Source organism: Streptomyces sp. NBC_00996 (genome assembly GCF_045162675.1).
Taxonomy (GTDB): domain Bacteria; phylum Actinomycetota; class Actinomycetes; order Streptomycetales; family Streptomycetaceae; genus Streptomyces.
The window spans coordinates 10,343,747-10,369,638 of the sequence record NZ_CP108723.1 but is presented as its reverse complement, the minus strand read 5'-3'; the positions used below and the strand labels follow the sequence as shown (position 1 = coordinate 10,369,638).

The following is a 25,892-nucleotide window of genomic DNA, read 5'->3' as shown; positions in this document are numbered from 1 at the left end:
AGTCGTAGTGGTTCCTCGGAACGGTCAGCGAGCCGCGCACGCCGTCCTCCGAGGTGATTCGCCCGTCCGGCTCATCTGCGCCACCGCCGTGTCCTCCAACAGGCTCCGGCTGCCGCCGCTGCGAGGACGGCGGCGGTGCTCGCGGTCAGCAGTCGGCTGTCGAGGGTGGAGGCCTCGGGGCGGTCTGCGAACTGTTCCGGGTAGTCGGCCGGCAGGTGCTCATCCATGCCCATCGCGAGAACTTCGGCCAGGTGCACGGCCCGTCGGCCGGTGCCTCCCTGGTCGATCTGGGTGCGGCAGCTGAACCCGTCCGCGATCACCAGGGCACTGGGGGCGGCCTCCCGTACCGCGGGCAGAACGCCCTGCTCCGCCACGGTCATCGAGAGATCGTGATGGCCGCGTTCGAAGCCGAAGTTACCGGCGAGCCCACAGCATCCGGCGTCCAGGACATGGGCGTCGATCCCGGCACGCTTCATCAGTTCGCGGTCGGCGCCGTCCTTCATCACCGCGTGCTGGTGACAGTGCGTCTGAACCGTGGCCGGCCTGGTGAGCGGTCGAGGCCGCCAGCCGTCCGGCACATGGTTCAGAAGCTGCTCGGAGAACGTGCGGAACTGCCGGGCCAGCCGTTGGACGTCTTCGTCGTCGGGCAACAGCTCGGGGGCGTCGGCGCGGAATACGGCGGTGCAGGACGGTTCGAGGCCGACAATGGGCGTGCCGGCCGCGAGCCAGGGGCGGAGTACATCCAGGGTTCGGCGCAAGACCCGTTCGGCCGTGGCCAGTTGACCGGTGGAGATCCAGGTCAGACCGCAGCAGACGGCCCGGGTGGGCACGGCCACGTTGAATCCGGCGTCCTCCAGCACACGGATCGCGGACTTCGCGACATGCGGGTGGAAGTACGTGCTGAAGGTGTCAGGCCACAGCAGGACGGTGCGAGGATCGGCCGGGTCGGGTTCGGGGGTCCCCCGCGCGGCCCACCACTGGAGGAAGGACTCCTGGGCGAAGACCGGCGCGTCCCGCTCCGCCGCCACGCCCGCCAGGCGCTTTCCGAGGCGCGCGAAGCCTGGCGCATCGAGTGCCGCATTGACCAGCCGCGGAGCCAACCGGGACAGGCGCGCCCACAGGGGCAGCCAGCCCATGGAGTAGTGCGCGGCGGGCCGTAGCCTGCCCGCGTAGTGGTGGGAAAGGAACTCCGCCTTGTAGGTGGCCATGTCGACACCGACCGGGCAGTCGGACTTGCAGCCCTTGCAGGCCAGACAGAGGTCGAGGGCGTCGCGGACTTCGGTGGAGCGCCAGCCGTCGGTGATGGCCGAGTCCGCATGCCCGTCCAACATCTCGAACAGCAGCCTGGCCCGGCCGCGGGTGGAGTGCTCCTCCTCACCGGTCGCGCGGTAGGAGGGGCACATCACCCCGCCCTCGTGCGTACGGCAGTTGCCGACGCCGACGCACCGCATCACCGCCCGGGTGAACGAGCGGTCGTCGTCGGGATAGCCGAAGTGGGTGTGGTGGCTCCGCGGGCGCCAGTGGGGACCCAGGCGGAGATTCTCGTCCACTCGATACGGGGAGACGACCTTGCCGGGGTTCATCCGGTCGCCCGGGTCGAAGAGGGCTTTGACCTGACCGAACGCGGCCACCAGATCCTCTCCGAACATGCGCGACAGGAGTTCACCCCGAGCTTGTCCGTCACCGTGCTCGCCGGACAGGGACCCTCCGTAGGACGCCACCAGGTCCGCGGCCCGGAAGAGGAACTCCCTGAAGGCCGCGATGCCTTCGGCGCTCTTGAGTTCGAAGGGGATACGGGTGTGTACGCAGCCCTGGCCGAAGTGCCCGTACAACGAGGGGTGGTCGTAGCCGAAGTCGGCGAAGAGCTTCTTCAGGTCACGCAGGTAGTCGCCGAGCCGCTCCGGTGGCACGGCTGAGTCCTCCCAGCCCTCCCAGGTCTCGCGGCCGTCCGGCGGCCGAGCGGTCACTCCGAGCCCGGCCTCCCGCGCCTTGAGCATCTTGTGCTCGCGTGCGGGATCGTCGGAGAACGCCACCGTCGCGTCGTCTTCGCCGCGTCCGAGAGCCCGGAGCAGCTGATGGCCCTGCTCGTCGACTGCCTCCTGGCTCTCCCCCGTGAACTGCACCAGCAGCCAGCTCTCGCCCTCCGGGAGCTCGCGCAGCGAGTCGAGGTAGGCGCCTTCCTCGCGCATCAGGTGCGCCATCCGGCCGTCCAAGGCCTCCAGTTGGGTCGGAGTGCTGTGCTCCAGCAGCCGCGGCACATCATCGGCAGCCGCACAGATGTCGCCGTAACCAAGAACGAGGAGGGCCTCGTACGGCGGAACCGGCACCAGATCCAGCTCGGCGTGAAGAACAGTGACGAGCGTGCCCTCACTGCCCACGAGCGCACGAGCGAGGTCGAACCGGTTCTCGGGGAGCAGCGAATCCAGGTTGTACCCGGAGACCCGCCGTGGGATGCGCGGAAAACCGCGACGGACAGCAGCCATGGTGCGGTCGATGATCTGCCGCAGCCCCTGGTAGATCTCGGCCCGACGTCCGCCGCCGGCAACGATCTCCTCGTACTCGTCGTCCGACGTGGGCCCGACCCAACACCGTGTCCCGTCGTACGTCAAGATCTCCAGACGCCGCACGTTGTCCACCGTCTTGCCGTACGCCTGAGCCGAACCCCCGCACGAGTTGTTCCCGATCATCCCGCCCAGCGAGCAATGGCTGTGCGTGGACGGCTTGGGTCCGAACTGGAGCCGATGGTCGGACAGTTGCCGGTTGAGCTCGTCCAGCACGATGCCCGGCTCCACCACACACGTCCGCTGCGCCACGTCGACCGACACCAACCGATGGCAATACTTGGTCCAGTCGATGACCACAGCTGTATTGGTGCATTGGCCGCCTAGGCTGGTCCCGCCACCCCGGGACAGCACCGGCGCCCCGAACTCGGCGCACGCCGCCACAGCATCCGCGCCGGCCTCGACAGTCCTGGGGACGACCACCCCGATCGGTACCTGCCGGTAGTTCGAGCCGTCCGTCGCGTAGGCGCCCCTGCTTCCCGCATCGAATCGCACTTCACCCTCGACACGCTCACGGAGCGCTTTCTCCAAGGCACGCGCATCCCATCCGGTCAGCCCGTTCGATGCGACAGATCCTGCGCCATGCCCCGTTCCCGATTGACGCGCCGTGGCCACGACCGACTCCCTCCGCACCCTCGGTGGCTGAGCGACGGTCGGATCCACTGGCCCGCAGCACAGCCGACGAAGTGCGCCTCGACGAACGCGCCCGTCTGCGGATCGCGGGACATGAGCGAAGTCAGCCTCGCGGCGCGGCCGGTACGCCTGGTTGCCAAGGGACGAGTTCCCGAGAGTCGGAGCCGCTAACGTCTCATCCGGGCGGATTGGGCCGGATGCCACCAAAACCCGGCGCACTGACCGCTGCTGGCGCGCGCCCGAAGGCCGACGCGTCCGGGCGCGACCAGCGACTCGAACGCGCGGCGCCCCAGGCTCGCGTACGGCGTGCCCTGCCCTTCCAACCCGGTTCCGACGGGGATCACGCAGTCCTGCGGGCACCGCTCCGCACTGGTCGCCGGCCTGGAGCTCGTGCCACTGTTCGCGCCCTCGCGGTGATCGCTCCGTTCCGAGCCGGATCACAAGCCAGGCTGGGGCCCGCCTGCCCGCCACCGCCGGGCTGTGCGCGGCGGCGGGGCCGGCGCTGCTGAGGCGGGCCGAGCCCCACTCCGGCTACGGGGTGCTGCCCGCGCTGTTCGATGGCGACGTGCTGTATGAGGCGATCAGCACATACCTGCAGGCCAAGACCCCCCTGCCTCAGCAGGAGACGCAGGCCGAACGTCTGAGCGCTGCGGCTTATGGCGAAGCGACAGGGGCACCCGGGGCAGGAGCCGAGTGTTCAGGAGAAGTGAGGCGGCCAAGGCCGCGGTCGTCGATTCCCGTTCTGAACAGTGGCCGCACCCCGTCCGGGGTCATCAGGCCCTCGACATGCTCAGCCCTGACCTGAGCCTCGTTCACGCCCGCGACGTCGAAGGGCGAGAGCTACATCCACCTTCCCCAGCAGGGACACCACAGCACTACAGCCGGAGATCGTTCAAAGTGATCCGGCGGGGGCTCATGATGAGCCTCAGGCGGTGCGAGCTGCGGGCAGTCATCGGTTTCCCCGCGGCCGGCTCGCACGGCCGATAGGCGGGCCGGCAGGAGCGGGACGTTGCGGGGCAGGGACGTCGGACTCCTGGGGAGGCGAGTAGCTGGAGAAGGGAGCAGTTGGCATGAACGAGAAGAGCGCGAAGCAACCGGGCACCGCCGCCAAAGTGCCGAGGGACTTGCCTGAGCCGTCGGATGAGGCTGCCCTTGAGGACGAGTTGGTCGAGGTTCCGGCGGGTGATGACGAACCTCCCGAGGTCTATCCCGACCCGGACGAGGCCGGCTCCGGGCCGCGCCAGGGTACTGCCCATGACGACTCCCCCGACGAGGAGTCCACACCTCAGGAACAGCCGGATTGACAGCAGGCGCGGGCCACAAATGGGTGCCCGGGGATCAACCGCAATCTGAACTCGGGGCCAGGAACGACATCCGGAAAACTGCCCCGCAGGGAGCTTCGCGACGACGTGCGCCGCGGCAAACGACGGCCCGGACAGATCCGGTCAATGTCGGCCAGGAACGAGATCGCTTGAAGGGGATCCCGCCTCCGACCCGCCTCGATGGCTGCCACCTCGTCGAGCAGTTCGCGGATCCTCGAGTGCTGCGGCTTCAACAGCTCCACGACGTCGGTGGGTTCGGCATCCTCGCTACTCTCCCTCTGTGCAGGGGGTGGTGCGAAGCCGGGCGGGGTCCCTCGGCAGCGGCACAGGGCACTACGTACGGCGTTACGGCCGTGACCGGTCGGGTACCCGCCCACCATGGACCGCTTGGATCATCTGGAACATCTGGACAAGGACCTGGTCGACGAGCTGGCACAGGTTGCTCGTGAGACCGTACGAGACGAGCTGCGGGAGCAGACCCGCAAGCAGCGCCGTACGGCCACGCTGTATGCCGCATCCGGTGCCCTCGCCCTGTATGCGGGCGCCGCACTGGCGCTCGCCCTCGGTTTGGCACTCGCGCTGGGCTTGCCCGGCTGGGCCGCTGCGCTGATCACCGCCGCGGTGCTCGGCGTAGCCGCGTACGTGCTGCGGGGCATGGCCCGGCCGTCCGCGACCGGGACCGCGCCGACACCCACGAGCGAGGCGACACCGATCGGCCACGACCGTGTCATCGGCGGGACCGCCCCGGCAGCGCCGCCGAGCGGCCTCGGCATGCCCTACCCGCCGGTTCCGCCGGTCGCGCCCGGTGTCCCGGGAACGGGCGCGACACCTCCGAGCGACGCGGACCCCGAGGCACCGCACCATCGAGCCCGGTGAACCGTGGCCCGGGCGCCGCAGGCCCGTCGTGGTGACGGAGCCGGCTGCGCCTTGGGCCGGGCCACGGCCCTGCCCCCCGCGCCACCTGCGCCGGAGCTCGCGGGCCACGACGACTGGCGACTGCTTGTCAGCCTCCGCTCGTGGGTCGTGGCCTTCGCATGGCGAGGCGTCGACGTCTGCGGAGGCTCAGAGCTCCGGATGTTCGTACAGTGGAGAAAAGTGACATCCATGGCTCCCTCCCGGATGCCGCTTCGGGGCAACGATCACCGAGCGGGTACCGCATGGAGGAAGACGACGAGCGGGGTATCACCATGAACGGAGTCGCGCCGGGCCGCTTGGACGACCAGCAGCTCATGATCGAGCTGGAGACGATACATCGCACGCGCCACGACACCCTGCTGCATGGGTCGAACGACGCACTGCGGGCCCACAATGAGCGCATGGCACAGCTGGAGGGCGAGTACCTGCGCCGCCACCCACGCCGCCCGGTCGCGGCGGCCCGGACGCGTGAAGGAGCCCGGGAGCGAGCCTCCAGCAGCACATGACGCCATGTGCAGGACAACCCCGGCACACAACAACCCGGTGCCCACCCGGTACGCGGAGGCACCGACCTGTTCTGGGGCCACACCGTCCAGGACGGTCGGTTGGACGCGCCGACACTCTGCACCAACTGGTGCGTGACCTCATCAATCATCTCGTGTCCGAGCCGCTGTATGGGCCCCCCGCTGCTCCGGGACGGCGCCATGATCGACGCAATCGGTGACACCGACGGCGACAGGCTGGGTCGCTGCACGGCCGCCCCGTGGGGCACAGCCGCCCGCTCCGTGCGTGACGCGTTCGCCGCCCCTGGTGCTCTCGACGGCAAGGTCCACCTTTCCTACGGCCATGCGGCGACCATCAAATGCTGCTCCCAGATGAGCATCGACCTCGTCGTGCGCTGGTGCGCCCCCCCCCACGATCGGCGTCGACAAAGCAACTCCCGCGTGGGTCGAGGTGCCGACCGTGGTTCCCCACCGCCGACCGGCTCCCCTTTTCAGGGCCCTGATGTGGGAGGAGTCGACCACGCAGCGGGACCATTCCGGCTTCGCCGCGGCGTTCGGCTCGGCGTGCAGGACTTCGTACGGCGACTGCCAGACGCCACCGTCGTTGCAGTCCCGCAGCCTGCGCAGGCACGTCATGCCCGAGCCGAAGCCCCCCAGACGACGCGACGGTGGGGCCGAGTTCCCGCAGGGGCGTTTGGGAGTGGCGGCCCCGAGGCACGACAGGACCTCGAGCAGGTAGGTGAGATGGCCCCGTAAAGCGTGCGGGCGTCCGACCTCCTCGGTGGGACGCCCGACGGCTCCACCAGAAATCAGCCACAAGCGGCCGGCGAACCGTAACCGTGTGGACCACGAGAAGCCGGTTCGCCGGCCATGCTGCATTGCCGCAGGTGCGCGGCGGTGCGTCGGCCGCGCCTGTTCTGTGAGTGGTCCTCACCAGTAGTGACGACGCCCACCCACAGCGTGGCCGACCCCGCCAAGAATCCAGAGGACGAGGCCAATGACCGCAAGGACGATTCCTATCGTCCATAGGATGCCGATTCCCGTAAGGAATCCAACGACGAGCAGAACGACTCCCAGGATGATCATGCTGGCCTCCAGGGCACTAACTCTCCCTGGCACCGGGTACCCCTCCCGGAATCGCCAACACCGCCGCAAGCCAGTTGGGTCCGTACCGAAAACTGCAGGCCGAAACCATCGAGAAGCACCGTTGCCCGGTACGAGTCGCCGGCGGTGACGCCTGGAGATCTCACGGCGCCCCGCCGCTGGTCCGGCGGCGAAGGAACGGCGTGATCGTGCACGAGGGCGTTCCCGATGACGTGCCCCGCAGGGACAACGAGTTGGTCATGCGGGCCGGTCCCGCCCGGCGTCCGCCACGGACGTGGCGGCGCGGACAAGCGCAGCCGTGGCCATCGAACGGGACTGCTGCGGCCAGGCGATGGCGAGGACCGCGGGCGGGGCGTCCGCGACCGGCCGGTAGACGACGCCGGGCCTCGGGTAGCGGGCGGCGACGGAGGCGGGCAGCAGGGGGATGACGTCGCCCAGTGCGACGAGCATGAGCAGTTGGGCGAGGTCGCGGCCCGCACCGCGGATCTCTTCGAGGTAGCGGTGCAGGTCACCGGGACGCAGGCCGAGATCCGCCAGGACCAGGCTGTCCCGGACGGCGAGCGGGTGGGTGGCGGCGAGGGCCGCGACGCGCGGTTCGACGGTCAGCGTCTCGGTGTCCAGGCCGGTGTGGTCGAAGGGCTCGTGGACCAGGGCCGCATCGGCTTCTCCCTGGCGCAGGAGTCGCGGCTGTTCGTGCCAGGCGCACAGCCGCACGGCGACGGGTACGGCCGCCTGCTCGGACGCGAAGCGTGCCAGGATCGGCTCCAGCAGTCCCCCGTCCCCGTCGGCCTTGATCGCCAGGATCAGCTTCCGCTCCGGGGCGGCCGCGCGCTGAGCGCGACGCTCGGCTGCCTGGAGCGCGTCCAGCGCGATCCTCGCCTCCGCCAGGAGCACCGCTCCGGCCGGGGTCAGCGCCACGCTGTGGGTGGTCCGCTCGAAGAGGGTGACCCCCATCTCCGACTCCAACTGGCGGATCGCGCGGGACAGCGGCGGTGGGGAGATGCCCAGCCGCTCGGCGGCGCGGGCGAAGTTGAGCTCCTCGGCGACGGCGACGAAGTAGCGCAGCGGGCGGGATTCCACGCTCTCCCCCTCCGTTCGGTATTGCCCTGAGGGTAACAAGCGAGAGCGGATCGATCCTTCAGTTCGGGCGCGCCGCGCAGCAGGCTCGACGACATCCAGTGAAGCATCCCGCTTGGAGTTGTTCATGATCGTCGTCACCACCCCGACCGGCCAGATCGGCCGACAGGTCCTCGACCGTCTCCTCGACGCCCCGGACGGCAGGGCCGGGATCCGGGTGATCGCCCGCGACCCCGCTCGCCTCTGCGCGCGCGTGCGCGAACACGTCGAGGTCGTACGGGGATCGCATGCCGATCCCGCCGTTCTGAAGGAGGCATGCGCGGGCGCCGACCGCCTGTTCTGGCTGGTACCCCCGACCCCGTCGGCCGACAGCGTCGAGGGCCACTTCCGCGACTTCACCGAGCCACTGCCCGAGGTGATCGGGCGCCAGGGCGTCGAGCGGGTCGTCGGTGTCTCGACGCTGGGCCGCGGAGTGGCGAAGAACGCCGGGCAGATATCGGCTTCGCTCGCCATGGACGAGGCGATCATGGCCACGGGCGTCCACTACCGGGCGCTGTGTCCGCCGTTCCTGATGGAGAATCTGCTGGGCCAGGCCGATTCGATCCGCGAATCCGGTGTGTTCTTCCTGGCGGTGGCGGAGAACTGCGTTCTGCGCACCTGCGCCACCCGCGACATCGCCGCCACGGCGGCCCGGCTGCTGCTCGACAACTCCTGGACCGGACAGGACGACATCCCGCTGGTAGGCCCGGACGACCTTTCTGCCGAGGGCATGGCGCGGGTCGTCTCCGAGGTGCTGGACCGTCCGGTGCGCCTCCAACGGACCGGCAGCGCGGACTACAAGGCGACGGCGCTGCGCTTCGGCGCGAGCGAGGCCTGGGCGCAGGGGCTGGCCGACATGACGGAGGCCCTTAAGGACCAGGGTTTCTATGGTGCCCTCGCGCCGAACACTCCTCAGTCCGCGCCCACCGGCTTCCGCCAGTGGTGCGAGGAAGTACTCAAGCCGACCGTACTCGCCTAGCTAGGTGTACTCGGATCAGGGCGGGGCCAAGGCGCGATACCCGACGAGTGCCCGTGAGCGGGGCTTGACGCGTGCGGTTGCACGGCGGAGGAGGACGTCGACTCGACGGGTCCCGTCGTTCGGGCGAAGTCCCGAACTCGGGGGTCCGCAATCGACGACAACGCAGGGGTGGCTGTCTGCTACACCGCAGCCGCGAGCTCGGGCCTGCGTGCCGAGCCCCGCCGTCCTGGGTGACTCACAAGACCCGTGCTAGCCCGTGCTAGCCCCGGAACCCGTCCCGGTCCTGTCGGCCTTGCCGGCGCTGAGGGTGGCCGCCACGCCCACCCGAACGACGACGTGACGGCGCAGCGGGCGTGTCGGCGCTGTTGAAGCCCGGTCCGGTCGGAGCACTGAAGCCGCCGGGTACCACCGGTGCCGTCGCCGCGGCGGTGGGCGCGGATGTCTGCGCGGCCGCCGCGGCCGGGTTGCGCGTGCGGGGCAGGGCGTGGCCGACGATGCGGGTGTGGGTCATCAACGGGGCGCAGGCCGCGCAGACTTCCAGCAGGGTCCAGACCTGACCCACGGCCGGGTCGTGGCGCAGCACCAGGACCACACTGCCCGCGCAGTGCACCTGACTCCCCTCGTGGGCCGCGCACTGTGCCTGCCGGCAGGCACAGGCGGCGTCCGGGTGCACGCTGGCCGCCCGAGCGTGCGCGGCGGCGTGGGCTTCGGCGAAGCGGCGCAGTGCTCCCAGGTCGCGGGAGCGGGGCGGCATGCTGCACGGGGAGGAGCACGTCACGGAGGCGGTACGGTCGCTGTGGCCGGAGACCCGAATGGTCCACATCCGTCCCGGGCGGCGTGCGGCAGGAATTTCGGGGTGCGCGAGATCCAAGATCGACAGTCCTTCGGCAGAGGAGTGGTGTGCGCGACGGCGCTCGGAACCATACGTACCCCGCCCTCCGGTCTGTCATCTAGCGATTGCGCCGCAGGCGCGCGCAAGGAACGACTCGTAACGCGGGGTCCGGAATTCTGTCCGGACGCCGTGATCATCCCATAGGTGACTTCGACCCGGCGAACATGCCCGCCGTGCCCTCTGCTCCGTCCTCGCCGAGTCGTGCCGGCTCTGCTCCGGTCGTACGGGCTGTGACCCCGAGTACAGCGCCCGGCCGATCGGCGAGTCTCATCGCATCCGGCCATCTACGCCGGGAACTCCTGGCCCTGGGTGCTCGGGCACCTCACCGCGAGGGCCGCGATGTCGTCGTCGAGCCGTCCGCCGCTGTACTCGAGCAGGTCCCGGTGAAGCCGGTCGAGCAACTCGCGGGGCGGCTCTGGGCACTGCCGCTGCATCCAGTCGGGCAGCGGAAAGAACTCGCCGGTGCGGTCCCGGGCTTCCGATACGCCGTCCGTATAGAGCAGCAATTGGTCGCCCGGGCCGAAGGCGAAGGTGTCGACCCAGTAGTGGTCACCGATGAGCGCCGCGAGGTTGAGGGGCGGCGAGGGGGTGGTGGGCTCCAGGACGCGGATCTTCCCGCGATGCGCAAGCAGCGGCGGGGGGTGCCCACAGTTGAGAAGCCTGACGTGGCCGCCACCGCGCGGGATCTCGGCGATGAGAGCGGTGGCGAAGTGCTCCGGCCGGTCCTGGGTCGGAAACGCAGCACTGTGGCGGGCGATGCTGGTCTCGAGACGATGGATGATGCCCCTCAGGTCGGGCTCGTCGTACGCGGCCTCCCTGAAGCAGTTGATCACTGCGGAGGCCGCGCCCACGGCGGACAGACCCTTGCCCCGAACGTCGCCGATGAGCAGCCGGACCCCGTACCGTGTGCCGGCCGCTTCATAGAAGTCGCCCCCGATCCGGGCCTGCTCCTGGGCCGCCAGATACAGCGATTCCATCTCGACGTTCTCGATACGGCGCGGCAGGGGACGCAACAGCACCTTCTGGGCCGCGTCGGCGACGAGCCGGACCTGGAGCAGTATCTCCTCCCGCTGGAGTCGGACATGGCTCGCGTATGCCGCCGCCAAGGTGACGGCGATGATCGCAGCCCCCGTGTACTGCGTCCCCAGGTCGGTGTAGAAAAAGCTGAGGCTGATCATGACGAGCAGGCAGAACGTCCCCAGCAGGATCGTGGGGAGCACGGGCCACATCGCGGCGGCAAGGGCGGGTGCGGCGGGCAGGAGGCGACTGACGGCGATCTCCCTCGGCGTGGAGAACGCCAGGCCGGTGATGAAGACGGTCAGGATCACCGGTGCCAGCCGGGCAACTCCCCATTGGCCGCCGTAAGGGGGACGACGGTGCCGCAGCCGTCCAGACATGATCACAAAGTGCATCATATCGGTCAAAGGGCGCATTGGGCCCTGGTGGATCACGCACTTCATGCGCGGCGATCAGCCGATCGCACCGCGGATGCGCGGTCCACTCGGTCGAGAGAGCGGCCCGCTCGAACGAGAGACACGGCAGCGCGACGAGAATTGCCCGGGTGAAGAAGTCACGCAACACCGGCCCGAGCAGGCGCCCGAAGCCGAGCCAGGTGGGGATCACTCCTCGGAGGGACCATGGCCACCCGGGATCACCAGTGCTAGAAAGGTCACATGGCGAAACGATTCGCCGGTTTTCGACGCATCTCACTCCGGCCACTGGTCAGCAAGAGCCCGCGCAGCGTAGCCGGGCAGGTGCTGGTCTTCCAGGTGGCCCTGGTAGTGCTGCTCGTGGCGTGTGGCGTCTTCGCCCTCGCCCTGCAGTCGAAACGGGACACCACAGCCGAGGCCGTGCGCCGCTCCATAGCCGTGGCGCAGACCTTCGCACACTCTCCCGGTGTCCTGGCGGCACTACAGGCCCCCGACCCGAGCAAGATTCTCCAGCCGCTCACCGAGGCAGGGCGCAAGGCCGCCGGCGTGGACTTCATCGTGGTCATGGACACCAAGGGCATCCGCTACACCCACCCCCTGCCGAGCCGAATCGGCAAGCTGTTCGTGGGCAACATCGGGCCGTCGCTGGCGGGGAAGGTCTACACGGAAAGCGTCCACGGTCCGCTCGGCCACGAGGTCCAGGCCACCGTCCCCATCGAGAACCCGAACGGCAAGGTGGTGGGCCTCGTCTCCGCCGGGCTGAAGGTCAAAAACGTGACCCTTCAGGTGTGGCGGCAACTGCCGATCATCCTGGGCGCCGGGGCCGGAGCGCTCCTGGTGGCCACAGGCGGGACGGCACTGGTGGGCAGACGGCTGCGGCGGCAGACCCACAGCCTGGCGCCGGACGAGATGACCCGCATGTACGACCACCACGACGCGGTACTGCACTCCGTGCGCGAAGGGGTGCTCATCGTCGCCGACGACGGACGGCTGTTGCTGGCGAACGACGAAGCCAGACGGCTGCTGGAGCTGCCCCCCGACGTCGAGGGACACCAGGTGTCGCAGCTGTCGAGCCTCGACCCCGAGACGGTGGCACTGCTCGCCTCCGGGCGCGAGGCCACTGACGAGGTGCACTTCGCCGGAGAACGGCTGCTGGCGGTCAACCAGCGCCCCCTGGAGCGTGACGGAGGCCCCAGGGGAACGGTGGTGACACTGCGCGACTCCACCGAGCTGCAGGCGCTGACCGGCCGGGCCGAGATCGCACGGGAGCGGCTCAAACTGCTGTACGACGCCGGACTCGGCATCGGCACCACCCTGGACGTGCTGCGTACCGCCGACGAGCTGGCGCGCGTCCCCGTCCCCCGCTTCGCCGACTTCGTCACCGTGGACCTGGCCGACGCCGTGCTGCACGGCGAGGAGCCGGCCCCCACGGCGACGGACATCCGACGCACCGCCGTGTACGGCATCCGGGACGACCATCCGCTCTACGAAAAGGGCCGGCTGATCGACTTTCTGCCCTCCACGCCCCAGGCGCGCGGCTACGGCAGCGGCCGCTCCGAGCTGGTGACCGACCTGTCGACCGCCACGGGATGGCACGCGCAGGACCCGGAGCGCACCAAGCGGATCATCGACTACGGCATCCATTCCCTCATCGCCGCCCCGATCCAGGCCCGCGGCGTCGTACTGGGCATGGCCAACTTCTGGCGCTCCAAGGAGCACGAACCCTTCGACGAGGAGGAGCTGTCGCTGGCGGAGGAACTGGTGGCCCGTGCCGCCGTCAGCATCGACAACGCCCGCCGCTACACCCGCGAGCACGCCCTGGCGGTCACCCTCCAGCGCAGCCTGCTGCCGCGGGCCCTGCCCGAGCAGAGCGCCGTCGACGTCGGCTACCGCTACCTGCCCGCCCAGTCGGGCGTGAGCGGCGACTGGTTCGATGTGATTCCCCTGCCGGGGAGCCGGGTGGCGCTGGTCGTCGGCGATGTGGTCGGCCACGGCCTCCACGCGGCCGCCACGATGGGGCGGCTGCGGACCGCGGTGCACAACTTCTCCACCCTCGATCTGCCGCCCGACGAGCTGCTGAGCCATTTGGACGACCTGGTCGGCCGCATCGACCTGGACGAGGTGGGCACGGAGAGTCACACGGGCGTCCTGGGCGCCACCTGCCTGTACGCGATCTACGACCCCGTGACACGCCGCTGCGTCATGGCGCGTGCCGGGCACCTGACGCCCGCGCTCGTCCACCCCGACGGAACCGTCACCTTCGCCGACGTACCGACCGGACCCCCCCTGGGCCTCGGCGGCATGCCCTTCCAGAACGCCGAGTTGGACCTCGCGGAGGGCACCCAGCTCGTCCTCTACACCGACGGCCTCATCGAGGACCGCAGGCGCGACCTGGACGTGGGAATGGAAATGCTGCGCACAGCCCTGGCGGGCCACCCCGACCGGCCGCCCGAGGACAGCTGCCAGGCCGTGCTGGACGAGCTGCTGCCCGGGCGTCCCAAGGACGACGTCGCCCTGCTCATCGCCCGCACGTGCGGCCTGCCGCCCGACCGGGTCGCCGACTGGGATGTGCCGCTCGACCCTGCCGCCGTCGCGGGGATGCGCGACGCCGTCTCCCAAAAGCTCGAGGAGTGGGGCCTGTCCGAACTCGGCTTCAGCATGGAGCTCGTCCTGAGTGAGCTCATCACCAACGCCATCCGCTACGGCTCCGAGCCGCTCCACGTGCGGCTGATCCACGACCGTACGCTGATCTGCGAGGTGGCCGACGGCAGCAGCACCTCCCCGCACCTGCGCTACGCCGCCACGATGGACGAGGGAGGCCGGGGCCTGTTCCTGGTGTCGCAGATGACCGACCGCTGGGGCACCCGGTACACACCCCAGGGCAAGGTGATCTGGGCCGAGCAGGCGCTGCCGGACGCCAACGAGGGGCCCGGCCTGTCGCTGGCCGAGGCGGAGGCGCTCTTCCCGGACGAGGAGGCAGCCGACCCGGGAGCCCCGGCGTGACCACGGCTCGCCCAGGACAGCACCGCTGTACTCCCGGATACACCGAGAGCACGAGCATGAGCAGCCACGGGTATCTCCTCGCCGCTCAGCCTGCGGCTCGCGCCTCTCGGTCGAGGCCACCCGACGCCCCGCCGCCTCTCGGGGCATGGGGCAAGGCATCGTCCCCCAGGGTCAGGACGGTGTGAGCGGAAGGGTGTCCGTATACGCGTTCACCGGTGGCGAGATCCGCTGGGTGGCGCTGACGTCGAGGGCCGGGACTGCCGACTTCGTGCCGAGCGTGCCCTGCGGGTGCCAGGTTCCCGTGACGGAGACCCAGGTGTCGTGGGGCAGTGCGGGGGCGCCGTACACCCGGATCCTGATGGACTGCGAGTCCGCGGCGCAGCAGTTGAAGATGATCCGGGTCAGATACCAGCCGCCACCCTGCCGCGCGGGCGTGACGAAACCCGTCATCCACAGGCTGCGGCCCTCGATACTGCGCCCCCGGTCCTGCTGCACCCGCTGGGTGAAGTCCGTGAGGGTGATGGGCAGCGGCGAGGTCGCCGGCAGCTGGTCGAACCGGCTCTGCTGCTTGACTGCCTTCTCGTTGGCCCGTGAAGCGGTGTACGCGCCGAGTGCGGGAGGCGCGTAGAGGAGCAGGCTGAGGGCGGGAAGGAACAGCAGCCAGGCGATCCGGGGCGTGGTCGAGTGGTCGTGATGACCGCCATGACCGTCTCCTCCATGACCATGACCGACGACGCGGTCGTGATCACCATCGTGGTCATGGTCATGGTCATGGTCATGGTCGTGATCGTGGTCGCCCTCACTGCCGTCGTACGCGGGCTCGTGCACGTCCGCCCGTCCGTCGAGGGCCGCCGCCAGCAGGCCCAGTACGAGGAGCAGTGCGCCGGAGGCGATGAGCGCCGGGCGCAGGCCTGCCTTCACGTAACGCAGGTACAGGTCCGAGAAGAGGGAGACGTGCAGGAGGCCGAGGCCGCAGAGCACCAGGAGCAGTGCTTGTACGCGGTGTCTCACAGCAGGGCTCCTCCGATCAGCACGCTGCACACGACCGCCACGACGACGGTCGCGGTGGAGAAGCGGAGAGCGAACGCCCGGCCGAAGGTGCCCGTCTGAAGGGCGATCAGTTTCAGGTCGACCATGGGTCCGACCACCAGGAACGCCAGCCGCGCGGTCGGCGAGAACCCGGTGAGCGACGCCGCGACGAAGGCGTCGGCCTCGGAGCAGACCGCGAGGACGATCGCCAGTCCGGCCAGGAACAGCACGGAGAGCCAGGGTGAACCGGAGAACGTGTCGAGGACGGAGCGCGGCACGGTGACGTTGAAGGTCGCCGCCGCGGCCGCGCCGAGGACGAGATAACCGCCCGCGTGCAGGAAGTCGCGCTGAAAGCCGCGGCGGAACTCGTTCCAGCGGCTGTGCCCAGGGTGGTGACCGGTGTGGCGGGCCGCGGGCCGCAGCCACTCCTCGCGCCCCAGCCAGAGCCACAGCCAGCCCATCACGGCGGCGGTGACGAGCGAGGCGAGCAGTCGGGCGGCCACCATGGCGGGGCTGCCGGGGAAGGCGACGGCGGTGGCGGTCAGGACGACCGGATTGATGGCGGGGGCGGAGAGCAGGAACGCGAAGGCCGCCGCCGGGGTGACGCCCCGTCGGATCAGGCTGTTCGCCACCGGCACCGACGCACACTCGCAGCCCGGGAGGACGACACCGGCGGCGCTGGCGACCGGAACGGCGAGTGCGGGGCGACCGGGCAGGGCCCTGCTGAACACAGAGGCCGGCACGAAGGCGTTGATCGCGCCGGACAGGGCGGTGCCGAGCAGCAGAAACGGCAGCGCCTGGACCGTGATGGCGAGACACACCGTCCGCCAGGCCCCGAAGGCCGGGGCGCCCAACCACCCGGAGCGGGCGAGCTCGGCCGCCGCGTACGTGCAGCCCCAGCCGACCGCCACCCCCAGCCCGACGACAAGGAGACGGCGGCGGGGGACGCGGGCCCGCGATGCGCCGCTGGGGCCCCCGGGCAGCGCGGCCGTGTGCGTCGCCCCGACCGCCTCATCCGTCTGATGCATCACCACTCCGCCCGCAGACATTCCGCCGGATACATCGCGGACCGTACTAGCAGGACTTGGGTCAAGTTGGTAACCATGACGGGTATGTCGTGATAGCGACTGAGGCCGAGATGCCCGGCCGAGACCGCGAGAAGGGCCTCCAGTTCACGGACGGCCCGGGGTCGCCGGTAACGGAACCAAACGCTCCCAGCGGGTACGAAAAACGGGCAACAGCGGGGCGCGCACCGGGTGTTGAGCGCAGAACCCGCCGCTCGCGCCCGTTCGAGTCCATCACCTCACCCTTCCCGCCCCTCGAACTCGGGTCCGAGAACCCGCGGCACGACGCAACGACGTTACGCGCGGGAAACCTTGACGATCGCTGTGCCGGATGCCACGATTCCGGCGCCGCCATGTTTACGTAAACATTCTCTCGAGCCGAGCCCGAGCCAAGCCCTGCCGATGCTTGTTTACGCAAACATGCACGTCGAGATGGGCGAAGCAGAGAGGACTTGACCTCAGAACAAGCTGCCAGGCCGGAGGCCTTCGTCACGTAGCACCGGAGGCGCGGGTGCCCGGACCGCACCCTGTACTCCCCCGCGCCAGGCAAACCGGTACACCACCGGTCACCGCCGGGCCCACCAGCGGCGAGTCGGCACCACCCGTCCGGCCCGGCACACCTTCCGACGGCCGCTCAGACGCGCACAGGCTCCGCCCTGCGCCGAGTCGCCATCTCTTGAAAGGGCAAGTCGATGCGCAAAACCCCCGCCAGAACCCGCTTCACCCCACGACTGCGTGCCGCCTTCGTGGCGATCCTGATCGCGGGCACCAGCGGCACCACCATCGCCGGCAGCCCCGCTTACGCCGCGCCGAGCGGAGACACGACCCAGTTCAAGGGAGTCAACTGGGCCGATCCCCGCGACAACTTCGCCGACGACCCCGTCGTACTGTCCGGCCTGTCGACCTCCGACAGCTACGCCCAGACCTACGCCAAGGCGAGCCGGGTGATCTCGGCATTCCGCGCGAACCTGGACGCCAACACCGTACGACTGCCCATCAACCCGTATACCGTCAACGGCGCCTATTGGAAGTCCTATCGCGGGGTGATCGACGCAGCGTCGGCCCGCGGCTTCAAGGTCATCCTCTCGTACTGGGAGGGCACGGGCTCACGCAAGGACGGCTTCATCGACGACCCTGCCACCTACTGGCCCATGTGGAACACCGTGGTCGACGCGTACAAGGACGACCCGCGGGTCTACTTCGAGCCGATGAACGAGCCCCACGGCTACACCGACGCCGAGTGGGCCGACATCGCCGCGCGGTGGCTGGCCACCTACCCCTCGGTGCCCCGCGACCGGGTGTTCGTCAGCGGCGCCGGCTACAACGACCACGTCACCTCCGTCTGCGCCGACCCGCGCCTGAAGGGGACCTACCTGTCGCTGCACCACTACGGTTTCTGGAAGGACTACGCCACGTACGACCAGTGGGTGGCCGATCTGAAGGAGCGCATCGGTGACTGCGCGAACCGGACCGTCGCCGACGAGTTCGGCGCCCCGATGACCACCGGCCTCGACTACAACAAGCCGGCTCCCTCCAACAACTACATCAACTACGTTCAGGCCGTCACCGACACCTTCCGCAGGCTCAAGATGGGGTCCGTCTACTGGCCCGGGCTGCGTACCGACGACACCTACTCGCTGCAGACCCTGACAGGCGATCCCAACCGGCCGTGGCTTGCCACCGCCAACCAGTCCGGCGCCGACCGGCTCGCCTGGGGCTGGGGACGCGGCAAGCCGGTCCGACCCTGACCAGGTCTTCGGCGTAACCGCCGACCTGCCGCCATCGACGCTCCGCCCCGACCATCGGGGCGGAGCCGGTGCCGTCGCCTCCGGTCAACTTGTGGCGTATCAGGCAGCGCCTGCCTCGTTGTTGTGCGAGGGGATCTTGGCAGCGACTATCTCGGTGTACTCGAACTTCGGCTGCACGGCCAGGTGCTGTGCAGCTCCCTCGGCGAGCCTCGCCACGCCGGCTTCCAGATGAGCCTGTCGACCGGCTTCATGCGGGAACGCGTCCACGACGGCGAACGTCGACGGGCCGAGGCGGAGCGCGAGCCAGACGGTGGTGTCCGCTTCCTGCTCGACCTCGGCGAGAGCCGCCGCGAGCTGAGCCTCAACTGCCGCTTCGTGTCCGGGCTTGGCCTCGATCCGAACGAAGAGCCCTACCTTGACCATGATGTCTGCTCCTGCCTGTACCGAGTGCATCGGATGGGGATTCTTGAATCAGGAGTACAAAATCCGTCCACGTCAACAACACGCTTGCGCGCAACGGGGATTCACAGGGTGGTGAGTGTCGCGTCGACGATCCTGCACAGACGCTCCGGCTCGTCGACCGCCTCGGCCGGTAATCTCACGCCGGCCAGCAGTTCGTTCGAAGCCCCGACTCGACGCTCGCCGTAACAACGCACCGCGCCGAAAGCCACGTCGGGCTCGGACTCCGGCCACGCCATGCGAGCAACCGTAACACCCTTCTGTACCTTCAGGTCCAGTACCGAGTTCGGAGTTTCAGTTCCGTCGAGGTGTTACCCCGTCGCCGGCCCGGGCACCGAGAACGCGGCGGCAGTCCCTGCTACCGGTAGGAACAGCCGCCGTCGCGAGCTTTCGGCGACACGGCGTATTGCGGCGCGGTGCGCCGCTCTCGCAACCGGCGCTCAGGGGGTCGGGATGCCACCCGGCCGGGCCGGCCGCCCCAGGCGGACCGGGACACCGGGCGAGTACAGGACGCTGACCGGTTCGCCCGGCGGTGTGGGCGCGCCGGCGGCCGCGAGCAGGTTCTCCTCGCAGGCGAGCAGCTCCGCGCGGTGCAACGGCCAGCGCGGATGCTCGTTCGGCAGGTATCCGGTGTCGCCGAAGAACGTGTTGTGCATGCCCCAGCGGGCGGTCAGGAAGTGCTCCAACTCGGTGGGCTCCGCCACCGGTTCGCCCGGCCGCAGGACGATCCGGCTGTACGCGCCGCGCGGGCCGGGCCGGCGCCGGGAGCTGGTGTAGGTGATGACGTCGTCGCCGGCATGGACGGCCATGCGGGACCACTTGTACGGAAGCCGGAAGCCGGCCCGGCCCATCAGTACGGGCACGAGCCTGGCGGCGTCCATCGACCGGAAGACCACGCCGCGCCGGCCATGCGCGTCCACCGAGTACAGGCGCACGTTGGTCTCCGGGAACGTGCCCAGATACGGCACCCCGGGCGACCCGAGCCAGCCGACCCGGTGCATCCGGAAAGCCACCAGGCCGATGTAGGTGATCCCATCGAGCACGTCCGGGACGGTTCCCTCAGGCAACAGCCCGGCAACATCGGTCGGGTCGACAGCCCAGTGCACGAAGGCGAGATCGAGCCACTGCTGCGTGAGCAGCGGCCGCTTCAAGGCCATGGGCGCGTCCGGGGTGACGGGCTCGGGTATCCGCGCGGTGGTCGACACCCCTCCAGCATCCCAGACAGCCGCCCGTCGACCGCAGCCCGGAGGTGAGCCTCACGGGGTCGCCGCGTATCCGGGACGATCACGAGGACCGGGGCGCGGGCGCACTGAGCGCCCGTTCGACTGACGTACGGTTGCCGGGAGCGAGCCATGGTCGAAGGGGCGGGGATGGCGGATTTTCAGGGCGAGTTGGTGCGTGCGCTGCCCGGCACCTTGAGGCAGCACGCGGCTCGGCTCGGAGACAAGACCGCCTACCGGGACGCCCATCGCTCCGTCACCTACGGGGAGTTGGAGGAACGTACCGGACGGTTGGCGGGGCACCTGGCCCGGCTCGGGATCCGACGTGGGGATCGCGTCGCGATCCATCTGGGCAATCGGGTGGAGGTGGTGGAGGGCTGTCTCGGCGTGCTGCGGGCCGGAGCGATCGGCGTGCTCCTCAACCCCGCCGCGTCCGACGAGGAGTTGGCGTACTTTCTCGACGACAGCGGCACGGTCCTGGTCCTCACCGAGGAGCAGTCGCTGCCGCGGGTGGCCCGACCGGCGGCAGGGCGGCCCGGGGTACGGACGGTGGTCGTCGGCCAGGGCGCTCTGCCGGCCGATGCCCCCGCGGATGCACTCGTCTTCGAGGACCTGGCCGGGACGGATCCGGGCCGAACGCCCCGCGACGACCTCGGCCTCGACGATCCCGCCTGGATCCTCTACACCTCGGGCACCACCGGGGAGAGCAAGGGCGTGGTCTCCACGCAGCGCTCCGCCCTGTGGTCGGTGGCGGCGGCCTACGTACCGGCGTACGGGCTGCGGGAGCGGGACCGGCTGCTCTGGCCCCTGTCGATGTTCCACTGCTACGCCCACTCGCTGTGTCTGCTGGGAGTGGTCTCGGTCGGTGCCAGTGCCCAACTGCTCGACCGGGGCGCGAACGTCGCTCAGGCTCTCGTCGAGCAGCCGTTCACCCTGCTCGCCGGAGTGCCCGCCACCTACCGACTCCTCCTCGACTCGCTGCGGGAGACCGGCGATCCGGTCTCCGACTCCCTGCGGGTGTGCGTCACCGCGGGCGCGCCCTGTCCTCCTGAATTGCGGGCGGAGGTCGAGGATGTGCTGGCCGCTCCCCTCCTCGACGGCTACGGATCCACCGAGACCTGCGGGAAGATCGCGGTCAACCGGATCGACGGGCCCCGGGACGACGCCTCCAGCGGCCCACCGCTGCCGGGGCTCGCTGTGCGGCTGGCCGATCCGTCCACCCGTGACGAGGTCGGCGACGGGGAGGAGGGGGAGATCTGGGTTCGCGGCCCAGGCCTGATGACCGGCTATCACAACCGTCCCGACGCCACCGCCCAGGCCTTCACGGACGGCCGGTACCGCACCGGGGACCTCGGCCGGCGGACGGCGCAGGGCCATATCCAAGTCACCGGCCGCGTCAAAGAATTGATCATCCGCGGTGGTGAGAACGTCAACCCGACCGAGGTGGAACGGGTACTGCTCGCCTGCCCCGGTGTCAGCGACGCCGCCGTCGTCGGCCGCCCGCACGACGTCCTCGGCGAGGTGCCGGTCGCCTTCGTCGTCCCCGGGCCGCACGGGATCGACACGGCGCGGGTGCTCGCCGACTGCCGGGAGCGGCTGTCCGCGTTCAAGGTTCCGGACGAGATCTACGAGACCGTGTCCGTCCCCCGTACCCCCTCGGGCAAGATCGTCCGGCCCTCGCTCGCCGAGGAGTTGGCCGAGCGGCTCGCCGGGCAGCGGGCGAGCGCCACGGCCGCCCTGCGCGAACGGCTGGCGGCGGTGTCCGACGCGGTGCTGGACCTGGTGCTCGAAGAGACCGCGCGGACGGCCGGGGTGCCTGCGCACGCGGTCGATCCCGACCGGCCCTTCACCGAACTCGGGCTCACCTCGCTCGGCGGTGTGCTGCTGCGCGACCGGCTGGGCGCGGCGACCGGTCTCGACCTGCCCGCGACACTCGTCTTCGACCACCCCTCGCCCGCCGCCGCGGCGGCATGGGTGCGCGAGGCGCTGCGGGACGACAGCCGGCCACAGCCCGCAGGTACGTCCGGCGGCGGACCACGTACGGAGCCCGGGGAGCCGATCGCCATCGTCGCCATGGCCTGCCGCTACCCCGGCGGCTGCGAGTCCCCGGAGGATCTGTGGCGGCTGCTGGCGGACGGCACCGACGCCACCTCCGAGTTCCCCGACGATCGCGATTGGGACGTGTCCGAGTTGTACGACCCCGATCCGGACCGGCCGGGAACGTCCGTCACCCGCAGGGGCGGTTTCCTGCACCGGGCAGCCGACTTCGACGCGGCCTTCTTCGGTATGTCGCCCCGCGAGGCGCTGGCCACCGATCCACAGCAGCGGCTTCTCCTGGAGACCGGCTGGGAGCTGGTGGAGCGGGCGAGCCTCGACCCGTCAGGGCTGCGCGGCAGCGACACCGGTGTCTTCGTGGGCGTGATGCACTCCGACTACGCGGGCCGTCTGCTGCACCGGGCCGGACACGAGCTGGAGGCCCATCTCGCGCTGGGTTCGGCGGGCAGCGTGGCCTCCGGCCGGATCGCGTACACCCTGGGCCTGCGCGGGCCCGCCGTGACGGTGGACACCGCGTGTTCGTCGTCGCTGGTGGCCCTGCACACCGCCGCACGGTCGCTGCGCGACGGCGAGTGCGCGCTGGCCGTCGCGGGCGGGGTGACCGTCATGGCCACGCCCGCGCCGTTCGTCGCGTTCAGCAGGCTGCGCGGGCTGGCCCCGGACGGCCGGTGCAAAGCCTTCTCCGCAGCGGCCGACGGCACCGCCTGGGGCGAGGGCGTGGGCCTGGTCCTGCTGGAGCGGCTGTCCGACGCACGGCGTAACGGACATCCGGTGCTCGCGGTGCTGCGCGGCTCCGCCGTCAACTCCGACGGTGCGTCCAACGGGCTGACCGCGCCCAACGGGCCGGCGCAGCAGCGGGTGATCCAGGCGGCGCTCGCCGACGCGGGGCTGTCACCTGCCGATGTCGACGCCGTGGAGGCGCACGGCACGGGCACCGCGCTCGGCGACCCGATCGAGGCGCAGGCGCTGCTGACCGCGTACGGGCCGGGTCGGCCGGCCGAACGCCCGCTCCGGCTGGGCTCGTTGAAGTCCAATCTCGGACACACCCAGGCCGCGGCCGGTGTCGCCGGCGTGATCAAGACCGTACTGGCGATGCGGCACGGTCGGCTCCCCCGCACGCTGCACGTCGACGAGCCGTCGCCCCGGGTGGACTGGTCGTCGAACGCCGTGCGGTTGTTGACCCACGACGAGGAGTGGCGGCCCGTGCCCGGGCAGCACCGCCGGGCACGCGTGCCGGCGTTCGGGATCGGCGGGACCAACGCGCACGTGATCCTGGAAGAGGCAGAGGAAGGCGCGGGCGTACCGCCCCGTCGCCGCACGGCGGCACGGCCGCTGCTGCTCTCCGGCGCGAGCAGCGCCGCCCTGCGGGCCCAGGCCGCCCGGACCGCGGCCGCACTGCGCGAGCGGCCCGAACTCGACCTGCTGGACGTGGCGTTCACGCACGCCACCACCCGGGCCGCACTCCCCCACCGGGCCGCCGTCGCATCCGATGACCGCCAGGGGCTGCTGAGTGCCCTGGACACCCTGGCGGTGTCGGCCGCGCCGCACGCGGTGGGGTCGACCTGTCGAACGGCCCTGCTGTTCACCGGTCAGGGCGCACAACGACCGGGTATGGGGCGGCAGTTGTGCGAGGCCTTCCCGGTCTTCTCGGCTGCGGCCGACGCCTTGTGCGAGCGCTTCGACGCGCATCTGGAGCGTCCGTTGCGCTCGGTTCTCTGGGGCGCATACGAGGGCGGGCTGCTGGATCGTACGGACTTCGCCCAGGCGGCCCTGTTCGTGTTCGAGGTGGCCCTCTTCCGGTTGCTGGAGTCCTGGGGCGTGCGGCCGGACTTGCTGGCCGGGCACTCCGTCGGAGAGCTGGCGGCGGCCCACGCCGCGGGCGTCCTGTCCGAGCCTGACGCCGTCGAACTGGTGGCGGCCCGCGGCCGGTTGATGCGCCGACTGCCGGAGGGGGGCGCCATGGTGGCGCTGGACGCCACCGAGGCGGAGGTGAGCGGCGAGCTGACCGAGGGGGTCACGATCGCGGCCGTGAACGGCCCGCGCGCGGTCGTCGTCTCCGGCGAGGAGGGGCCCGTCCTCGCGCTCACTGAGCGGTTCGCCGTACGGGGACGCCGCATCGCCCGGCTGCGCGTCAGCCACGCCTTCCACTCCCCGCTGATGGAACCGATGCTGGCCGAATTCGGCCGTGTCGCGGCGGCGTTGGCGTACGGCGCACCCCGCATCGCGGTGGTGTCGGGGCTGACCGGACGTCCTGCCACCGGGGACGAGCTGCGGTCGGCCCAGTACTGGGTACGGCATGCCCGCGAGGCTGTACGGTTCGGGGACGCCGTGCAGTGGCTGGCGCGCGAGGGGCGGGTGACGGCGTTCGCGGAGATCGGCCCGGACGAGCAGCTCACGGCCCAGGCCATGACGGGTCTGGCCGAGGCCGGTGAGGAACCGCTGTTCACCGCCGCCGCCCGCCGGAGCGCCACGGAGCCCGAACCGCGCACGCTGTTCAGCGCACGGGGTCAACTCCACGTCCATGGTGTGCCGGTGGACTGGCACCGGGTGTATGCGGACAGCGGCGCCCGGCGGGTCGACCTGCCGACGTACCCCTTCCAGCGGCAGCGCTACTGGCTGCCCGCGGGCACACCGGCACCAACCGACCCGGCCACCCCCACCCGGACCGCCAGTCCCGCGCCCTCGGCGGATGTGGCGTCCACTCAGGCGGGGAGTGCCGGGGCCGCGGCCGCGCAAACCACCGGTCCTGCGCCCTCGACGACCGCCCCGTCCACACCGGCACCAACCGACCCGGCCACCCCCACCCGGACCGCCAGTCCTTCGTCCTTGGCGAACGTCCCGGCCGCTCCCCCGCACTTCGCCCAGCCCGCTCCGGTGCGGTCTCCGTCGCCGGGCCCATCAAGTCCGCGCGGCCCCCGCGCAGGTCAGTCCCTGCCGCCCTGTACCGCCGGGTCTGCGAGACGGGCGACGTCGTCTCGGCGATGCACTTGCTGGTGACTGCGTCGCTCGGCGCGCCCTCCTTCGGCCCCGACGACAGCGACCGGCACGCGGTGTCACCGTTGCGGCTGGCCACGGGCGCACGCGGCCCGGCGCTCGTCTGTGTGCCGGGCTTCGCCACGCACCTCGGCCGGCTCTGGCACGCGGGGCTCGCCCCCTGCTTCCACGGCGAGCGGGACGTCTTCGAGTTGCGGCACCCCGGGGTCGACCACGGGGACGCCGTGGCGCGGGATCTGGCGACGCTGACCGGGCTGCATGCCACGACAGTACGGCGCCACCTCGGCGACCGTCCGTACGTCGTCGTGGGCCACTCCATGGGTGGTTCGGCCGCGCACGCAGTGACGACTCGTTTGGCGGCCGAGGGCGCTCCCCCGACCGGGCTCGTCCTCGTGGACGCCCACCGCATCACCCCGGCCCGGGAGGCCGAACCGTCGCTGCTGGCCCTGCCCGCCCGGATCCCGCTGGCGGTGGGCGAGCGGTTCGACACCGCGGTGGACGACCTGACGCTGCTGTCGCTGGGCACGTACACCCGGATATTCCGCGGCTGGCAGCCGGAACCGACCGAGGTTCCCACCCTGCTGGTGCGCGCCACGCAACCGCTGCCGCACATGCCGGAGCACTGGCCGTCGTGGTCGTCCTGGCCTGGACTCCATGACACGGTGGACGTGCCCGGCAATCATCTGAGCGTGCTCGACGAACATGCCCCGACGACGGGCGAGGCGATCCGCGCGTGGATCGAAGCGCTCGGCCGCCCAAAGGCCGGCTGACGGCGGCCGACACACGGCAGACCACGGCAGACCACGGCAGACCACGGCAGACCACGGCCATTGTGGGCAGGTCGCATGGCGAGGGCCACGCGATT

The 25,892-nt window shown here is 70.6% G+C and carries 18 protein-coding genes; 8 read left to right on the top strand and 10 right to left on the bottom strand.

Going from position 1 to position 25,892, the window contains the following annotated elements; all coding sequences use genetic code 11:
* Window positions 1–71: 71 nt before the first annotated feature.
* Window positions 72–3,116 carry an FAD-binding and (Fe-S)-binding domain-containing protein gene (locus OG390_RS48005; RefSeq protein WP_406178303.1) on the bottom strand — a complete coding sequence of 1,015 codons (3,045 nt, stop codon included), beginning with the start codon at window positions 3,114–3,116 and terminating at the stop codon, window positions 72–74.
* 1,148 nt (window positions 3,117–4,264) lie between these two features.
* Here OG390_RS48005 and OG390_RS48000 point away from each other — a divergent pair.
* The 3 genes from OG390_RS48000 (at window position 4,265) to OG390_RS47990 (ending at window position 5,937) form a co-directional block, all read left to right on the top strand.
* Complete coding sequence (locus OG390_RS48000) at window positions 4,265–4,498, top strand: hypothetical protein (RefSeq protein ID WP_406176929.1); 234 nt, start codon at window positions 4,265–4,267, stop codon at window positions 4,496–4,498.
* Window positions 4,499–4,894: 396 nt separating this feature from the next.
* Window positions 4,895–5,392, top strand: a complete 498-nt coding sequence (locus OG390_RS47995; RefSeq protein WP_406176928.1) for a phage holin family protein — start codon at window positions 4,895–4,897, stop codon at window positions 5,390–5,392.
* A gap of 281 nt (window positions 5,393–5,673) precedes the next feature.
* Window positions 5,674–5,937, top strand: a complete 264-nt coding sequence (locus OG390_RS47990; protein ID WP_399082032.1) for a DUF6158 family protein — start codon at window positions 5,674–5,676, stop codon at window positions 5,935–5,937.
* Window positions 5,938–6,864: 927 nt separating this feature from the next.
* Here OG390_RS47990 and OG390_RS47985 read toward each other — a convergent pair.
* Both OG390_RS47985 and OG390_RS47980 read right to left on the bottom strand, forming a co-directional pair.
* Complete coding sequence (locus OG390_RS47985; protein WP_406176925.1) at window positions 6,865–7,020, bottom strand: DUF6131 family protein; 156 nt, start codon at window positions 7,018–7,020, stop codon at window positions 6,865–6,867.
* Window positions 7,021–7,275: 255 nt separating this feature from the next.
* A complete protein-coding gene (locus OG390_RS47980) occupies window positions 7,276–8,118 on the bottom strand; it encodes a LysR family transcriptional regulator (RefSeq protein ID WP_406176923.1) in 843 nt (280 codons plus the stop codon).
* 124 nt (window positions 8,119–8,242) lie between these two features.
* Between OG390_RS47980 and OG390_RS47975 the strand changes: the two genes are divergently transcribed.
* On the top strand, window positions 8,243–9,133 hold the full coding sequence (locus OG390_RS47975) for an NAD(P)H-binding protein (RefSeq protein ID WP_406176921.1): 891 nt from the start codon (window positions 8,243–8,245) through the stop codon (window positions 9,131–9,133).
* A gap of 259 nt (window positions 9,134–9,392) precedes the next feature.
* Here the strand turns inward: OG390_RS47975 and OG390_RS47970 are convergent, their stop codons facing one another.
* The gene (locus tag OG390_RS47970) at window positions 9,393–9,887 is read right to left on the bottom strand and encodes a hypothetical protein (RefSeq protein ID WP_406176920.1); all 495 of its coding nucleotides are present in this window, start codon (window positions 9,885–9,887) and stop codon (window positions 9,393–9,395) included.
* A gap of 422 nt (window positions 9,888–10,309) precedes the next feature.
* Entirely contained in the window at window positions 10,310–11,428 is a 1,119-nt protein-coding gene (locus OG390_RS47965) for a PP2C family protein-serine/threonine phosphatase (protein ID WP_406176918.1), read from the bottom strand.
* Window positions 11,429–11,698: 270 nt separating this feature from the next.
* On the opposite strand from OG390_RS47965, the gene OG390_RS47960 reads away from it, so the two are divergent.
* Window positions 11,699–14,458: a SpoIIE family protein phosphatase gene (locus tag OG390_RS47960; protein ID WP_406176916.1), complete on the top strand. Its 2,760-nt coding sequence runs from the start codon at window positions 11,699–11,701 to the stop codon at window positions 14,456–14,458.
* A 171-nt stretch (window positions 14,459–14,629) separates the two neighbouring features.
* On the opposite strand, the gene OG390_RS47955 is transcribed toward OG390_RS47960, so the two are convergent.
* Entirely contained in the window at window positions 14,630–15,469 is an 840-nt protein-coding gene (locus OG390_RS47955; RefSeq protein WP_406176915.1) for a TIGR03943 family putative permease subunit, read from the bottom strand.
* Entirely contained in the window at window positions 15,466–16,515 is a 1,050-nt protein-coding gene (locus tag OG390_RS47950) for a permease (RefSeq protein ID WP_406176913.1), read from the bottom strand. The genes OG390_RS47955 and OG390_RS47950 overlap by 4 nt, the downstream gene beginning before the upstream one ends.
* A gap of 728 nt (window positions 16,516–17,243) precedes the next feature.
* Here OG390_RS47950 and OG390_RS47945 point away from each other — a divergent pair.
* Window positions 17,244–18,299 (top strand): glycoside hydrolase family 5 protein, encoded by a 1,056-nt coding sequence (locus OG390_RS47945; RefSeq protein ID WP_406176912.1) that lies wholly within the window; start codon window positions 17,244–17,246, stop codon window positions 18,297–18,299.
* Between the two features lie 99 nt (window positions 18,300–18,398).
* Here the strand turns inward: OG390_RS47945 and OG390_RS47940 are convergent, their stop codons facing one another.
* From OG390_RS47940 to OG390_RS47930, 3 genes are all read right to left on the bottom strand, one after another.
* Window positions 18,399–18,722: an antibiotic biosynthesis monooxygenase gene (locus OG390_RS47940; protein ID WP_406176910.1), complete on the bottom strand. Its 324-nt coding sequence runs from the start codon at window positions 18,720–18,722 to the stop codon at window positions 18,399–18,401.
* 101 nt (window positions 18,723–18,823) lie between these two features.
* Window positions 18,824–18,997 (bottom strand): hypothetical protein, encoded by a 174-nt coding sequence (locus tag OG390_RS47935; protein ID WP_406176909.1) that lies wholly within the window; start codon window positions 18,995–18,997, stop codon window positions 18,824–18,826.
* 201 nt (window positions 18,998–19,198) lie between these two features.
* A complete protein-coding gene (locus OG390_RS47930) occupies window positions 19,199–19,915 on the bottom strand; it encodes a YqjF family protein (RefSeq protein WP_406178302.1) in 717 nt (238 codons plus the stop codon).
* A 213-nt stretch (window positions 19,916–20,128) separates the two neighbouring features.
* Here OG390_RS47930 and OG390_RS47925 point away from each other — a divergent pair, with 213 nt between their 5' ends.
* Complete coding sequence (locus OG390_RS47925) at window positions 20,129–25,030, top strand: beta-ketoacyl synthase N-terminal-like domain-containing protein (RefSeq protein ID WP_406176908.1); 4,902 nt, start codon at window positions 20,129–20,131, stop codon at window positions 25,028–25,030.
* Complete coding sequence (locus OG390_RS47920) at window positions 25,027–25,797, top strand: alpha/beta fold hydrolase (RefSeq protein WP_406176907.1); 771 nt, start codon at window positions 25,027–25,029, stop codon at window positions 25,795–25,797. The genes OG390_RS47925 and OG390_RS47920 overlap by 4 nt, the downstream gene beginning before the upstream one ends.
* Window positions 25,798–25,892: the final 95 nt, after the last annotated feature.